This window comes from Chitinophaga sp. XS-30, from assembly GCF_008086345.1.
GTDB lineage: Bacteria > Bacteroidota > Bacteroidia > Chitinophagales > Chitinophagaceae > Chitinophaga.
Map to the genome: position 1 here is coordinate 2993396 of NZ_CP043006.1, position 15353 is coordinate 3008748.

General features: G+C 52.6%; 11 protein-coding genes. 9 read left to right on the plus strand and 2 right to left on the minus strand.

Annotated features, from left to right (window positions below; all coding sequences use genetic code 11):
• Nucleotides 1-238: 238 nt before the first annotated feature.
• From FW415_RS12300 to FW415_RS12325, 6 genes are all read left to right on the plus strand, one after another.
• A complete protein-coding gene (locus FW415_RS12300; RefSeq protein WP_148385304.1) occupies nt 239-3271 on the plus strand; it encodes a SusC/RagA family TonB-linked outer membrane protein in 3033 nt (1010 codons plus the stop codon).
• 29 nt (nt 3272-3300) lie between these two features.
• Nucleotides 3301-4632, plus strand: coding sequence for a RagB/SusD family nutrient uptake outer membrane protein (locus tag FW415_RS12305; RefSeq protein ID WP_148385306.1), 1332 nt, complete (start codon nt 3301-3303; stop codon nt 4630-4632).
• 103 nt (nt 4633-4735) lie between these two features.
• A complete protein-coding gene (locus tag FW415_RS12310; RefSeq protein WP_148385309.1) occupies nt 4736-6448 on the plus strand; it encodes a serine hydrolase in 1713 nt (570 codons plus the stop codon).
• A 4-nt stretch (nt 6449-6452) separates the two neighbouring features.
• Nucleotides 6453-7904 (plus strand): sodium:solute symporter, encoded by a 1452-nt coding sequence (locus FW415_RS12315; protein ID WP_148385311.1) that lies wholly within the window; start codon nt 6453-6455, stop codon nt 7902-7904.
• An 11-nt stretch (nt 7905-7915) separates the two neighbouring features.
• Nucleotides 7916-8749, plus strand: a complete 834-nt coding sequence (gene murQ, locus FW415_RS12320; protein ID WP_148385314.1) for an N-acetylmuramic acid 6-phosphate etherase — start codon at nt 7916-7918, stop codon at nt 8747-8749.
• Between the two features lie 14 nt (nt 8750-8763).
• Entirely contained in the window at nt 8764-11715 is a 2952-nt protein-coding gene (locus tag FW415_RS12325) for an FAD-binding and (Fe-S)-binding domain-containing protein (RefSeq protein ID WP_148385317.1), read from the plus strand.
• 114 nt (nt 11716-11829) lie between these two features.
• Here the strand turns inward: FW415_RS12325 and FW415_RS12330 are convergent, their stop codons facing one another.
• Nucleotides 11830-12210 carry a VOC family protein gene (locus FW415_RS12330; RefSeq protein ID WP_148385319.1) on the minus strand — a complete coding sequence of 127 codons (381 nt, stop codon included), beginning with the start codon at nt 12208-12210 and terminating at the stop codon, nt 11830-11832.
• Between the two features lie 130 nt (nt 12211-12340).
• A complete protein-coding gene (locus FW415_RS12335; RefSeq protein WP_210420874.1) occupies nt 12341-13084 on the minus strand; it encodes a helix-turn-helix domain-containing protein in 744 nt (247 codons plus the stop codon).
• 160 nt (nt 13085-13244) lie between these two features.
• Here FW415_RS12335 and FW415_RS12340 point away from each other — a divergent pair, with 160 nt between their 5' ends.
• From FW415_RS12340 to FW415_RS12350, 3 genes are all read left to right on the plus strand, one after another.
• The gene (locus FW415_RS12340; RefSeq protein ID WP_148385321.1) at nt 13245-14051 is read left to right on the plus strand and encodes an SDR family NAD(P)-dependent oxidoreductase; all 807 of its coding nucleotides are present in this window, start codon (nt 13245-13247) and stop codon (nt 14049-14051) included.
• Between the two features lie 277 nt (nt 14052-14328).
• Nucleotides 14329-14724: a DoxX family protein gene (locus tag FW415_RS12345; RefSeq protein ID WP_148385324.1), complete on the plus strand. Its 396-nt coding sequence runs from the start codon at nt 14329-14331 to the stop codon at nt 14722-14724.
• 323 nt (nt 14725-15047) lie between these two features.
• Nucleotides 15048-15350, plus strand: coding sequence for a type II toxin-antitoxin system HigB family toxin (locus tag FW415_RS12350; RefSeq protein WP_148385326.1), 303 nt, complete (start codon nt 15048-15050; stop codon nt 15348-15350).
• The last annotated feature ends 3 nt before the right edge of the window (nt 15351-15353 follow it).

Below are 15353 nucleotides of genomic sequence, written 5' to 3' on the forward strand. Positions count from 1 at the left end.
AACAACCGGCCAGCGAAACAGTCATCAAACTATTATTATATACCGGTGGGACCGGCTACATGTGAACAGTATAATCAGCAATTGAAAACCAGGCCGACCAGCCACCAGACAAATCAGACAGTAATCAGCAAGTTCCGGGGAATCCCGGCAATTGAACTCACAGTGAAGGATTAATTATTTAACGAGCAAAACGGGGTATTTACCAACCAATTTCAGCAACAACTAAATTATGTTCAACATGAAAAAAAGTCTATGGCTATGGCAGAGACATTGGAAGTTCGCTTCTATTGTCTTTATGCTGCAACTTGTGTCCCTTCTCGCCCTGGCACAGGTTCGCATTTCCGGTAAAGTAACCGGAGAAGACGGGGAACCGCTTCCGTCTATTGCCGTGCAGGTCCGTAACACCGTCAATGGTGCATACACGGATATAAAAGGGGAATATGTCATCAATGCCAATCTGAAAGACGGGAGTTACATCCTTGTTTTTACGGGATTAGGTTTAAAGCCGCAGGAAAGGACTTTCCAGGTGGGCAATACAAAAACATTCACTTTTAGCGTACAGCTTGCAGAGGATATCCTTGGGCTGAACGAAGTGATCGTCACCGGTACCAGTGTGGCCACTTCGAAGAAACAACTGGGCAACGCCGTGTCTACCGTATCTGCCAAAGATATTCAGTACAGTGCGGCAACCGGTATCGATGGAGCTTTGCAGGGCAAGGTGGCTGGTGCGCAGATCACTCAGAACTCCGGTAACCCGGCGGGCGGTATCAGCGTGCGGCTGAGGGGACCGAGCACCATCGTGGGTTCATCCGACCCCCTGTATATTGTGGACGGTGTGATCATAAACAATGATTCCCGCCAGCTGATAGACCTTGGCGGTTATGCGCAGAACAGGCTGGTGGACATCAATCCGGCGGACATCGAAAGGATAGAAGTGATCAAAGGCGCCGCTGCCGCCGCGATCTACGGATCACGGGCGAACAACGGCGTCGTGCAGATATTTACCAAACGCGGGAAAACGGGGAAACCGCAGATATCTTTTTCCACCCAGTTCAAAACGAACAGCCTGCGCAAGAAACTGCCTTATAACGAATATCCTTTCCGGTTCAATAATAACGACGTCAATGATCTTTCGCAAACAGCCGTGACGCGTTATGACTACCAGGACAAAATATTCAGCACCGGCATCGGTACCGATAACTCGCTTTCCGTGTCCGGCGGCACAGATGAAACCAAGTATTATGTAGGCATATCCAGCCTGTATAACGAAGGGATCATCGAAAACACCAACTTTTCCCGGAACGGCCTTCGCATAAATGTTTCGCAGAAGCTGAATAAAATATTCACGCTTTCCGCCGGTGTCAACTACACGATGAGCAGCAGCCGCGAGATACCAAATGGCGGTATTCAGGAGGCATATGGCGCGCTGACGGGTTTTATCTTTTCCAATAACTATGTAAATCCGGATAAAGACCCGGTAACCGGTGTATATCCTTCTACTGCGCCAATTGCCATTCTCCGCAGAACGAATCCGCTGGAGGCGATCGAGCGGTTTGATTTCCGCCAGAAAGTGAACCGCTTCATGGGTAATGTGCAGCTGAATGCCAAACCGGTGGACGGGCTGAACATTGATTACATCATCGGTCTGGACAACTACACACAGACCGCTACCGGATACATCCCGCCGAAGAACACAACGCCCAGTTACAACGGCGGTTTGTCCCGCCGGGCGGATGCGACAGTTTTACAGATGAACAATGACCTGAATATCAGCTACCGCAGGAAACTGAACAGCTGGCTGGAATCCACTACCGGATTGGGTGGAACCATTCAATATGACAGGGCGTACACGTTCGGCGCCACCGCTCAGCAGCTTGGGTCGTTCGGGCAGACGATCAACAACGGGGTTACGCTGGCCACGGAACTACGCACCGAAAGGTCTATCATGGGTGCTTTCCTGCAGCAGACCTTTGCCATTTCCGATAAGCTGTATGTAACCGGTGCTGCGAGGGTGGATGCTTCTTCTGTTTACGGGAAGGAGAACCGCTGGCAGTATTTCCCGAAAGTAAGCGGCTCTTACATCCTCTCCGAAGAAGATTTCTGGAAAAATTCCGGCCTGGCGGACGCGATGCCTTCTTTCAAGCTGCGTGCAGCCTGGGGCGCATCCGGCAACCTGACAGCGATTGGTGTATATGACCGTTTTACCTCCTATACGCCTGTTATATATGATGGAACTGCCGGTTATGCTGCGCCTTCGTTGTTGGGCAACTTCAATGTAATGCCGGAGAGACAAAGGGAAATAGAGCTCGGTGCAGATATCAGCTTCCTGAAAGACAGGATAAGCCTGGAGTTTACCTATTATAACAAAGATGTGGATGATCTGATCCTTGGGCGCACACTGGCACCCAGCACCGGTTTCCTGAGCCGTTTTATCAATATCGGTACAATGACGAACAAAGGTTTCGAGTTTATGCTGAAAGGGGTGCCGGTACAAACGAAAGATCTTACCTGGATATCCACCCTCAGCTATGTGAACAACAAGAACGTGATCAACGGCGTGGAAGGTAATGGTGTATTGCCATTTTCCGGAGGATTCGGGCAGGTTGCGGCTGTGAACGGCTATCCGCTGGGTGCTTTCTACAGCACTTTCTTTGCCCGCAACGATGATGGGTCGTTCTTGCTGGATGCAAGAGGACTGCCGCAGCGGGAAAGAGGCGTGCAGGGCCCTAACGGCACCTACACCGCCCAGCGCGATGCCAACGGGCAACCCAGCGGCGCTATTCTGAGCAAAGTGATCGGTGACCCGAACCCGAAACATGTTGTATCCTGGATCAATGAATTCAACTACAAAAAATTCAGCTTCAGGATGCAGTGGGATGGCATGCTTGGCTTTGACGTATTCAACTTCACCCGGCGCGTGGGAGATAACCAGAACTACGGAGGCCTGCAGGGATATGAAGCCGAGCTGAAAGGTGATGTGATCAAAGGTACCAGCGGCGCATTGTTTTCCATATTCGAGAACTGGATCGAGAAAGGCGATTTCGTGAAACTGCGTGAGCTGGCCGCTTCCTATCTCATTACACCGAAAGCAGGGAAGCTCCGCGATATCCGGCTCACCTTATCCGGCCGGAACTTGCTGTCCATCGACAACTACAGCGGATATGACCCTGAAGTGAACGCAGCCGGGCAGGACAATGCCGTGAGAGGATTCGATTTTGTGGAAGTGCCGCTGCCGAGAACTTTCCAGCTCGGGGTTAATGTAAATTTCTAAACACAATCCGGACGTTTAAATTCTGAAACATGAAAAAGAGATCAATATATATAGGCTTGACTGCGGCGTTGCTCACCGCCGGAGGGTGCAAGCTGGATTATGTGAATCCAAACGGTCCTACGGACACCGAAGTGGTGAATAGCCGGGAGGGCCTGCTTTCGCTGGCTGTGGGGATGAAACAGTTTTATTCCACTTCTGCGGTACAGTCCCTGTTCACCGCTACGGCCGTAACAACCAGGGAGCTGAAAGGAGTGACCACATTTACCAATGTGCTGGAACTGGAAGCCGGCGGTACGGCATTGCCCACGTTCAACGGGAATGTGCTGGGCGTGTGGAGCAATATGCTTCGTACGATGGGTATGGCGGAAAGCCTCATCAACAGCTCACCGGCCGTATTGCCAACGGAAACGGATACACAGACCGGGCTGGTGGCCTTCGGCAAGTTTTTCAAGGCAATGTCCATCGGAGGGCTGGCAACGGCATTTGAGCAATTTCCGATCCAGACGAATGTAACAGGCGGGGCAACTTTTGTGTCGCGCACAGTAGCCTTGCAGGAAGCGGTAAAGTTGCTGGATGAAGCGGCCACGGCTCTGGGCACCACCGCCCCGTCTGCTGAATTCAATACCCGTGTGCTGGGGTCCGATATTGTGCTGCTCGATTGCATCAACGCCTACCGGGCAAGGTATAACATGATGCTGGGCAATTATGCCGGGGCTTTGGCCGCTGCCAATGCCGTCAACCTGAACACGAAATCGCAGTTCAAATACATCAATACCATACCTGGCGCCAATCCCATCTATCAACAGGTGCAGGTATCCGCCAACTTCAAGGCCCGCGAGCTCTTCGGCCTGCCGGAGGAACTCACGGAACCGGATGATGCCCGGCTGGATTTTTACCTGACCACTCCCGATGTGGAGGTAGGCGGCGAAACGCTGAAAACGCTGAAGGGATTTTTTGAAAGCATCACCAGTCCCATTCCGATTTACCTGCCTGATGAAGTGCGCCTGCTGAAAGCGGAAGCTATCATCCGCAGCGATGGGGACCTGAACGTAGCCAAAACACATATTGATGCCGTACGCACACAGGCCGCAGGCGATCCCTTCGGCGTGAATGCCAATCTGCCCGCTTACAGCGGTCTGATGACGAAGCCCGCCCTGTTGCTGGAAGTGTACAAGCAGCGCTGCGCGGAACTTTTCCTGCAGGGCCTCCGGCTGGAAGACAGCCGCAGGTTCGAAAGACCAGCACCGCCGCAGAACGTAAACCCGGTGCCCACCACTTACGAACGCACCCGGAACTTCTATCCTTATCCCGACCAGGAAAGGCTGACCAATCCGAACACACCGGTTGATCCGGCGATATAAAAAACAAATCAGCAGGAGGGGCCGCGGTAAAACGGCGGCTTCTCCCGCTTTTGACAAACAAAGACATTAGCAAAGCTGCTTCAGCGGAAAGACAAGCACACGGATGAAAAAACTGATTACATTGTTGCTGTTGCTATCCTTCGCACCCGGCCTGCAGGCGCAGGACAAATGGTCGAAGGCCCGCAGCAGCATCGTATTGCTGCACAACGGCGATCGCATGATACCCCTGGTTAACCCGGAAGAAGGGCGCATAGCCGTTATCAGCGCCGAAAGAAGCCGGATGTTCGACAGTATTGCAGGGAAATACGCGCCGGTAGCGTCTTTCAGCATCAGTAACGACTGGGATGATATGAACGATCGCCTGAAGCTTTACCGGCACATCATCGTCCGTTTATCCCCCCAAACGATATTCACCCGTCCGCTGCTGGATTTCATCCGGGAGCGCAGGGCTATTGTGGTCATACCCGGCAGCCGCGCCAGCCTGGCTTATCTGCAGCAGGTATCCACACCTGTCATCTGGTATCCGGAGGATACGCCGGAAGGCGCTTCCGCTGCGGCGCAAGCCATCTTCGGCGGTATCGCCACACCGCAGTCCAAAAAGACCCGCCTCGGTTACGCAGCGCCCGAAACCCATGGTATGGCAGCGGATTCGCTGGCCCGTATCGATGATATTATGGCGGCCGCCATTGCAGGCCGGGCCACTCCCGGTGGTGTGGTGCTGGTGGTGAAAGACGGGGACGTGGTATTTGAAAAGGCCTGGGGCCATCAGACCTATTCCGGCACCAGGGCCGTTCGCACCGATGATCTGTATGATCTGGCCTCTGTTACCAAGATCGCGGCAACCACGCCTGCTGTGATGAAATTGTATGATGAAGGCCGCCTCAGCCTGCAATCCCCCGTCAGCCGCTACGTAGCCCGCGCCCGAACGATCAGCGACAAAAAAGATATCCGCATCCGGGAAGCCCTGCTGCATGAAGCCGGTTATACCCCCTATATCAAACATTTTGAAAAGCTGCTGCCGCAGGACCTCAGCACGGATTCCTCCGCATCGTATCCTGTAAAAGTGGCGGACGGCTATTATCTCCGCGCCGGCTATTTTGAAGAAGTGATGTGGCCCGCCACACTGGCATCGCCGGTGCTGACCCGGGGAAAGTTCGTGTACAGCGATGTAAGCATGTACATGCTGCGGGAGGTTATCGAAAAGATCGTTCACCGGCCGATGAACGAATACCTGCATGATATGCTTTACAGGCCGCTGGGATTGCAGACCACAGGTTTCCTTCCCCGCAACCGTTTTGACAGTACACGCATCGTTCCCACTACGGAAAACGACAGCTGGTTCCGCAATATGCAGCTGCGCGGTTATGCGCACGATCCCGGCGCCGCTATGGCAGGCGGGGTGAGCGGTCATGCCGGCCTGTTCTCCGACGCCAACGATCTTGCCATCCTGTACCAGATGTTCCTGAACCAGGGCGTGTATGGCGGCAAGCGTTATTTCAAGCCCGCTACGGTGGCTTTATTCACCTCCCGGCAATCAACGGTCAGCCACCGCGGCCTGGGATTCGACCGGCCCGATCCGGAGAAAAAATATCCTTCTGCATATGCATCTTCACTATCTTACGGTCACAGCGGCTATACCGGTACCTTTGTGTGGGTGGACCCGTCCAGTAAAATGATCTGTATCATACTGACGAACAGAGTATATCCTGAAGTGACGGATAATGTGAACACCCTGCTGCGTTTGAATACCCGCGGACTTATCCTGGACCAGGTGTACCGCTCGACAGGCAAAAAGAATAATTCATCAACAAAATAAAAGCATGTCTCCTGTAATCTTGTTTTCACTTGTCATCGTTTATTTTCTGTTGTTGCTCGGAGTAGCCTGGTTTACTTCCCGTAATGCGAACAATGAATCGTTTTTCATCGGAAACCGTGGTTCCAACTGGATGCTGGTAGCTTTTGGCATGATCGGCACCTCGCTGAGCGGCGTTACTTTCGTTAGCGTACCGGGCACTGTGGGCATAGAATCCTTTACCTATTTCCAGATCGTGATCGGGAACCTGGTCGGATACGGCGTAGTGGCATTCGTATTGCTGCCGATCTATTACCGGCTGCAGCTCACATCCATCTACAATTATTTACAGGGGCGGCTTGGATTTTTGTCTTACAAAACCGGTGCATCGTTCTTCATCCTTTCCCGCACGCTGGGCGCTACCGCCCGCCTGTACCTGGTGGTGAACGTATTGCATCTTACCATCCTGCAGGATTTTGGCATGCCTTTCTGGGTAGGGGCTTTCGTGATCCTGCTGATGATATTGCTGTACACTTTTGAAGGTGGTGTTAAGACCATTGTGTGGACGGATATGCTGCAAACGGCCTGTATGCTCATCGGTCTGGTGGTATGCGTGGTGTATATCCTCAGCGATCTTGGCCTTAGCCTGGAAGCCGGAACAAAAGCGCTGGCGGATAAAGGGTATTCCAATATTTTCATCACCGATCCTGCCAGCAAATATTTCTTTGTGAAGCAGATCGTGGCGGGCGCATTCATCTCTATTACAATGACCGGGATGGATCAGGAGATGATGCAGAAGAATATAAGCGTACGCACACTGAAAGATTCCCAGAAGAACATGATGACCTTCGCGGTGATCTTCATGCTGGTGGTATTGTTGTTCCTCTTCCTCGGCGGCCTGCTGCATCTTTTCGCGGAAAGCAAGGGGATAGCGGCTCGCGGGGATGCACTGTTTCCGACTATTGCGCTGGAATACATGCCGGGCGCCGTGTCCATCATCTTTATCATTGCATTGATTTCCGCTTTATTCCCCAGTGCGGATGGCGCTATTACTGCGCTGACTTCCTCATTCTGCATAGATATTCTGGGCATTCAGCGGGATGCTTCGCTGGATGATAAAAAGCGGAAACGTATCCGGCAGATCGTGCACCTGGTGTTTGCTGCAGTGTTCCTCCTGTTCGTAATGGCTTTCAAATGGATGAACAACCCGAGCATGATCGGGCTGATCCTGAAGATCGCGGGATATACCTACGGTCCGTTGCTGGGCCTTTTCGCATTCGGCATTCTCACTAAAAGAACGGTGAACGACAAACTGGTGCCGTTGGTTGTGATCGCTGCTCCCGCTATCTGTTTTATTATAGATGCATATCAGCAGCATATTTTCGGTGGGTTCCAGATAGGGCTGGAACTGCTCTTTATTAACGGGCTGCTGACTTTCCTCGGTCTTTGTATGATCCCTGCAAGGAAAGTGCAGCCATAAATCTGTATGACATGAGCCCCTCAACAAAAGCAAAATTTGTAAAGGTAACGGAACAGGCATCCCGTTACCGGCATCTCGAAAAAATGAGCGTGAAGGAATTACTGGTGAATATCAATACAGAGGATAGCGGAGTGCCTGCCGCTGTTGCCGCAGCGATCCCCGGGATCGAGGCCTTTGTGCTGGCCGCAACGGACAGAATGCTGGCCGGTGGCCGTCTCTTTTATATCGGCGCGGGCACCAGCGGCAGGCTGGGTATCCTTGATGCCTCGGAATGCCCGCCAACTTATGGCGTACCGTTCGACCTGGTGATCGGCCTTATTGCGGGAGGCGATAATGCCATCCGCAGGGCGGTGGAAAATGCGGAGGATGATACTGCCCAGGGCTGGAAAGACCTGCAGCAGTACAATATTTCAGATAAAGATGTACTGTTGGGCATTGCCGCCAGCGGCACAACGCCCTATGTGATCGGGGCATTGCAGGCCGGCAGGGAGTTGGGTGTGCTGACCGGCAGTATTTCCTGCAACCCGGGAAGTCCCGTCAGCGAAGCGGCGGAATTTCCGATAGAAGTAGTGGTAGGGCCGGAGTTTGTGACCGGCAGCACCCGCATGAAAAGCGGCACCGCGCAGAAGCTCGTGCTGAACATGATATCCACTTCATTGATGATCCAGTTGGGCAGGGTGGAAGACAATAAGATGGTGAATATGCAGCTTACTAATGACAAGCTGGTGGACCGGGGGGTGAAGATGCTGATGGAAAAAGCCGGCATCCCGGATTATGAAGCAGCAAAAGCGTTGCTGGTGCAGCATGGCTCCGTAAAAAGGGCAATGAGCGCAATGGGCGTTTGATCAAACTATGCAGTATGAACACGGAACAGATCGTGCAGGCCTTCCGGGAAGTAAAAACCGGGCTGGAAGGGGATATTTTTTTTGAAGATACCGTGCCGGACCGGACGGTGCTGATGGCCTATGCCACAGACGCCTCCGTGTACCAGGAACATCCGATGGGTGTGGCACTGCCGAAGAACAAAGCAGATATCTGCCGGCTGGTAAAGCTGAGCAAAACGTACAACATCCCGCTGATCCCCCGCACGGCCGGCACTTCACTGGCCGGACAGGTGGTGGGGAACGGGCTCGTAGTAGATGTGTCCCGCTACATGAACCGGATACTGGAAGTGAATACAGCGGAAAAATGGGTGCGTGTGGAACCCGGCCTGGAGCGCGATGTGCTGAACGAGTTGTTGTTGCCGCACGGGCTTTTTTTCGGTCCTGAAACGTCCACCTCCAATCGTGCAATGATCGGGGGGATGATCGGGAACAATTCCTGCGGGCTGCATTCCATGGTCTGGGGCACTACAAGGGATAATCTGCTTTCCGTCAATGTGGTGCTTGGGAATGGTAATGAAGCAGTATTTGCGGATGTGGATGAGCATAGCCTGCAGGAGAAGCTGGCATTGGAGGGCTTTGAAGGATCGATCTATCGCTCCCTGCATGCACTGTTATCGGATAAGGATAACCAGCAGGCAATTGAAGACGGATATCCGGCAAAGTCGCTGCGCCGCCGGAATACAGGCTACGCATTGGATGCGCTGGTAAATACAACGCCTTACCTGGGCGGCTTCGTACCTTTTAATCTCTCTCACCTGATCGCAGGCTCCGAAGGCACGCTGGCCTTCATAACGGAGGCAAAACTCCGGCTGATGGAGCTGCCACCGAAGGTGAACGGCCTTGTCTGCGTGCATTGCACCAGCCTGAAAGAATCCCTGCAGGTGAACCTGATCGCGGTACGCCATCCCGTTACGGCATCTGAGCTGGTGGATGATGTGATCATGAATTTTACAAAAGATCATCCAGAGCATCAGCAGAACCGGTTCTTCATTGCAGGCGATCCTGCAGCCGTACTGATGGTGGAATTCATGTGCCATACGGAAGAAGCATTGAAAGCGCAGACAGATGCTTTTATTAATGAAGTAAAAGCGCAGGGGCTTGGTTATGCATATCCTTTGCTGCGCGGGGCGGAGATCAACCCCGCCTGGAACCTGCGCAAATCCGGACTGGGCCTGCTGCGCAATATCAAGGGCGATGCGCAGCCAGTAAACCTTATCGAGGACTGTGCAGTGGACCCGGAATATCTGCCGGACTATATTGCGGACCTGCAGGAGGTGCTGCGTTCCATGAACCTGCAGGCGTCCTATTACGCCCATGCCGGCGCAGGCGAGCTGCATGTGGAGCCGCTCATCAACCTGAAAAGCAGTGAAGGGAAGATCATCTTCCGTTCCCTGCTGGCGAAAACAGCGGCGATCGTAAAAAAGTATAAGGGGTCGCTGAGCGGGGAACATGGCGACGGCCGCTTACGGGGCGAGTTCATCCGCTTCATGCTGGGTGAGCATTGCTACCGGCTCTGTAAAACGGTCAAACAGATATTTGATCCTTCGAACATGCTGAATCCCGGCAAGATCGTTGATCCGCCGCCGATGGACCAGTCGTTCCGCTTCAAGGAACCGGCCCGGGGGCCGAAGGTCAAAACCCATTTTGATTTTTCTGAAGAGGGCGGTATTCTGGCGCTGGCGGAAAAATGCTCCGGTTCCGGAGATTGCCGCAAGACCCATTTCGCCGGAGGTACGATGTGCCCCAGCTATATGGCCACCCGCTTTGAAAGGGATACGACCCGTGCAAGGGCCAATGTGCTGCGGCAGTTCCTTGCGCAGGACAATACGGCCAAAGCATTTGATCATGACGAGATACACGAGGCAATGGACCTCTGCCTTTCCTGCAAAGGCTGCAAATCGGAATGCCCCTCCAGTGTGGATGTATCCAAACTCAAAGCAGAGTTCCTCCAACAATATTACGATCAGCATGGGATTCCCCTGAAAGCCCGGATGATAGCAGAATTCCCCAGGCTTACTAAGCTGGCTTCCGCCATGCCGCGGTTATTCAACTTCGCGATAGCGAACAAGTACACCGGCGGGCTGTTGAAACGGGTGATGAATATGGCGCCGGAGCGTGAAGTGCCGGCATTGCATGCATTCACCCTCAGATCCTGGTACCGGCGGTTCAGGCGGGAGAAAAAAGGGATGGAATATACCGGCAAAGTGTACCTGTTCTGCGATGAATTCACCAATTATAACGATGTGGGCATCGGGATGCGGTGCATTGAACTGCTGACGGCACTGGGTTATGAAGTGGTCATACCGGACCACCAGGAGAGCGGGCGCACGCATCTCTCCAAAGGCCTTGTGAAAAGAGCGAAGGCCATTGCCGCGAAGAATGTGGAGCAGCTGGCGTTCATCGCTGACGGCCCTTATCCGCTCATCGGTCTGGAACCTTCCGCTATATTGACCTTCAGGGATGAGTACGTGGATCTTGTGCCAGCCGCGCTGAAAGACAAAGCCAGGGCGCTGGCGGGGAAGGTGATGTTGTTCGAGGAGTTCATGGCCGCGGAGATGGACGCCGGAAGAATATCCAAAGAACGTTTCCGGACGGAAAAGCGCGAAGTGGTCATTCACGGGCATTGCCACCAGAAAGCCCTGTCATCCGTCAATTTTATAAAGAAAGTATTATCGTTTCCCGAGCATTATGAAGCCAGTGTGATCGCATCCGGCTGTTGCGGCATGGCCGGGTCTTTCGGGTTCGACCGGGAGCATTACAGCACATCCATGCAGATAGGGGAGCTGGTGTTGTTCCCCGCGGTGCGGAAACAGGCGGAGGATGTGATCATTGCGGCGCCCGGCACCAGCTGCCGGCACCAGATCAAGGATGGTACCGGCAGGGAGGCTTTGCATCCTGCGGAGGTGTTGTGGGAAGCGCTGGTATGATGCTGGCCTTTGAGCACCCTCCCATCAGTGAGGTGGGGGGAAGCATTGGTCTGTTTGTTTTATCAGGGCCGTTCCAGGGCAGATATGTGGAGCCCCGGAGCGGCAGCTTTTTGCTTATTCCGCCGGAGGTGAATATTTCACGATATCGATACCAATGCCGTTGGGGTCCTGCACCGCAAAGTGACGGTCGCCCCAAGGTTCATCCCGTATATCGATCTTGATAGGGATTCCTTTTTTCTTCAGCTCATTGTACATTTTGTCAACATCTTCTACTTCTATCGTCAGGTACATGCCCTGCCCGGTGAATGGCTTCCGGAAAAGCGGCTGCTGCGATGGATGGTCAGGCAGCAGGAAGCTGATGGCCGTTTCCCCGCCCGGAGTGTGCAGCAAAAGATAGAATTCATTCTCGAAGGTTACGCCCATGCCCAGTACTGTTGTGTAAAAGGCTTTGCTTTCCACCAGTTTGGAGGTTACGATGCCTGCATTCAGTTTCATTTTCGTGTTGTTTTGATGCGTTTGTGCGTACAGACCGGCTGTGCAGCAAACTGCAATGAGGGTGATCAATAATGTTTTCATACCCCAAAGTTGCCGCAGCGGCGCGGGAAAACATAGTAAAAATCGGACATTATCGGTCCTGTTGCGCCTGGCGGGGAGTGGCGCCGTAAAAGGTCTTGAAATCCTTGATGAAGTGGGACTGGTCGTAATACCCTGCATCGAATGACCCGGCCCCTTTTCGCAGGCTGTTCTGGAAGCGCACCACTTTGCTGAAGGTCTTCGGGGTATCGCCGATGTAATATTCAAACAGCCTGCGGAGTTGCCGGGGACTGATGCCGGTGTCCAGCATTTTTTCCGTGCTCAGTGTTCCTTCGTGTTGCAGGATGATGCGGATCGCTTCATACAGTCGCCCATCTGCATTGAACGAACGGTCTTCCGTGAGCCGGCCAAGATGGATATTGAGCATTGCGCTGATCTGTTCCAGGTCATGGTCCGGGTGAATATTGTCCGCAATAAATCCCGCCATGGAAGGAACAACCGCCCGGAGGTCTTCAAAACGGTTGCTCAGCTCGGCAGCGTTTACCGGGAACAGTTGCGGGAACATGGTAGGGAGGAACCTTATGCCGATATAATGAAAGCTGTGCTCCAGCCGGAATTCGGTGTACTGGTTGCAGAAGCCCATCACGAAGTTCTCCTGCGGCTGCTGCAGTTCAAAGAATATATCGATGCAGCCGTCCGCCACTACGCGGTAATTGAATGGTGTTTTCAGCGGCCGGATGGTCTCCAGTTCCCAGTAACAGTGAATGAAAGGCGCCAGTGCCGCTGCGGGCAGTATCTCCCGGTAGCGCACATCGTTCCCTGCTTGCCGGATCAATGGCTGAAGGGGTTGATAGAGGTTTTTTATGTCCGTAATGATCTTCAGCGGAATGTTTTTGTAAAGATAAGGTGGATTTTGGCACAATCATCCCCGTAAAAGGCACATTTGCACGCGCCGGAGCAGGCAAATGGGGTCTAAGTTTGTGAAAACTCATGTTATGTTACTTTCCAACAAAAATGCTGTTATATACGGGGCTGGCGGCTCTATTGGCGGAGCGGTGGCGCGTGCTTTCGCTGCAGAAGGCGCAACAGTTTTCCTGACCGGTCCGCACCGGGCATCATTACAGATCGTTGCGGACGATATCCTGGGCGCCGGCGGCAAGGCTGAGATATCGGAACTGGATGCGCTGGACAAAGGCGCGGTAGATGCGCATCTGGGTATGATGGTGCAAAAAGCCGGTTCCGTGGATATTTCCTTTAATGCGGTAGGCCTTAAAGACACGCAGAGCATTCCATTGACAGAAATGGTACTGGATGATTTTCTGCGTCCCGTCAGCATTGCGATGCAAACACAATTCCTGACGGCAACCGCGGCCGGCCGGGCAATGATGAAACAGGGAGCAGGGGTGATCTTGTCCATAACGGCAACACCCGGCGGGATCGGGTATCCGCTGGTAGGCGGTTTTGGGCCGGCCTGCTGCGCGATCGAGAGCTTTTCCCGGGACCTGGCCTCGGAACTTGGGATATATGGTGTGCGGGTAGTGAACATCCGGTCCGGCGGCTCGCCGGACACGAGGATATTCCGGGAAGCGCTGGAAAGCGAACCGCAGATAGGCGCCGGTTTTCTGCAAAAACTGGAGGACGATACCATGCTCAAGAAATTGCCGCTGATGGCGGATATTGCCAATACAGCGGTTTTTCTGGCATCCGATAAAGCAGGAAGAATAACCGGCAATACGGTGGATGTGACCTGCGGCACTACTGCCGCGCTGAATTACAAAATGCAGGTTATCCCGTTCGTGTAACCAATATGCATAAACGACCGGAGCAGTCATTCAGGCCGCTCCGGTCAAAAAAAGAGAGAACGGTCCGTTTACAGCGCGGAGATGCTCGCCTGGTTGCGAATGAGGCGGGTGCATAGCTGCTGCCTGCTGGCAGCATTCCAAATATCTTCATATTGTCGCAATACCCCTCCAACAAATGCATTTTTGCCTCCCTTAAAATTTGCCGGATTATCTCACTTTTGTTGTGAAGCCACGGGGCCTGATCATTACCATTTAACAATCCTAAAACCGTATAATCATGAAAAAGACAAACATCATCTTCTGGATCCTGACCGCACTCTTTGCACTTTACATGGGAGGGGGAGCTATTCCCGGCCTGATGGGCGATGCCCAATCCGCTGCAGTGATGGAACAGCTGGGATATCCTCCTTATCTCATGGTATTCCTGAGCCTGGCGAAGTTGCTTGGTTCCATAGCGATACTTGTTCCTGGTTTTCAAAGGATCAAGGAGTGGGCATATGCCGGGCTTTTTTTCGATCTGACCGGTGCTACCTATTCTCTGCTGATGAGCGGAGAAGGCGCGGGCGCGATGGCTTTTATGCTGGTGGGCTTCCTGCTCTTCGCCGGATCATATATCTTCTATCATAAAAGGCGAAAAGCCGCCGTTGAAGCAGGTTTGCGCCCGGCTTACTGAGATGCTTCAAAAGTTTTTATTCCGGACAGGCGCCGGGGAAATGCGTAAACGCTGCTCCCCGGCGTTTTCATTTTTGAATAACCATCATTTAACAATTTACCCCGCTGGAATTACTTTAATTAGCCATCGTTAACTCGTTTTTGTTACCCGATACACAAACAAAATGACAGCAACTTCAATGAGGTTCTTCTATCAAAAAGAACAATTCCGGGACCCGGATCAATGGTCCGTTATCTGTTATTCCACAGTTCATGAAATTTCTTGATTATGGAAAAAAGTTTTTAATTCCGGAAAATATTTCTAAATTTGTAAAGCGATAAAGCATGGTAATTATTTCAAAAGCTCCACTCAGGGAGTTTTATGAAAAGCATCCTGATGCCCAGGATGCATTGGAAAAATGGTATGACGAAACGAAAGCCGCGGACTGGCGGAACTTTGCGGAATTGAAATGTACATTCAATTCCGCCGATGCGGTAGGCAAAGACAGGTATATATTCAATATCAGAGGAAATCACTACCGTTTGATCGCATTGATCATTTTCAGGATAAGAACGGTTTTTATATTATTTGTTGGCACGCACTGCGAATACGACGGGGTGAATGCCGCAACCATAACTTTCAAGTAACAT

What these genes read in the sequence shown, in the direction of transcription:
- FW415_RS12345 (WP_148385324.1), top strand. Translation starts at nt 14,329, where the DNA reads ATGAAAAAGACAAACATCATCTTCTGGATCCTGACCGCACTCTTTGCA.
- FW415_RS12330 (WP_148385319.1), bottom strand. Translation starts at nt 12,210, where the DNA reads ATGAAACTGAATGCAGGCATCGTAACCTCCAAACTGGTGGAAAGCAAA.
- FW415_RS12300 (WP_148385304.1), top strand. Translation starts at nt 239, where the DNA reads ATGAAAAAAAGTCTATGGCTATGGCAGAGACATTGGAAGTTCGCTTCT.
- FW415_RS12325 (WP_148385317.1), top strand. Translation starts at nt 8,764, where the DNA reads ATGAACACGGAACAGATCGTGCAGGCCTTCCGGGAAGTAAAAACCGGG.
- murQ (WP_148385314.1), top strand. Translation starts at nt 7,916, where the DNA reads ATGAGCCCCTCAACAAAAGCAAAATTTGTAAAGGTAACGGAACAGGCA.
- FW415_RS12340 (WP_148385321.1), top strand. Translation starts at nt 13,245, where the DNA reads ATGTTACTTTCCAACAAAAATGCTGTTATATACGGGGCTGGCGGCTCT.
- FW415_RS12310 (WP_148385309.1), top strand. Translation starts at nt 4,736, where the DNA reads ATGAAAAAACTGATTACATTGTTGCTGTTGCTATCCTTCGCACCCGGC.
- FW415_RS12315 (WP_148385311.1), top strand. Translation starts at nt 6,453, where the DNA reads ATGTCTCCTGTAATCTTGTTTTCACTTGTCATCGTTTATTTTCTGTTG.
- FW415_RS12350 (WP_148385326.1), top strand. Translation starts at nt 15,048, where the DNA reads ATGGTAATTATTTCAAAAGCTCCACTCAGGGAGTTTTATGAAAAGCAT.
- FW415_RS12305 (WP_148385306.1), top strand. Translation starts at nt 3,301, where the DNA reads ATGAAAAAGAGATCAATATATATAGGCTTGACTGCGGCGTTGCTCACC.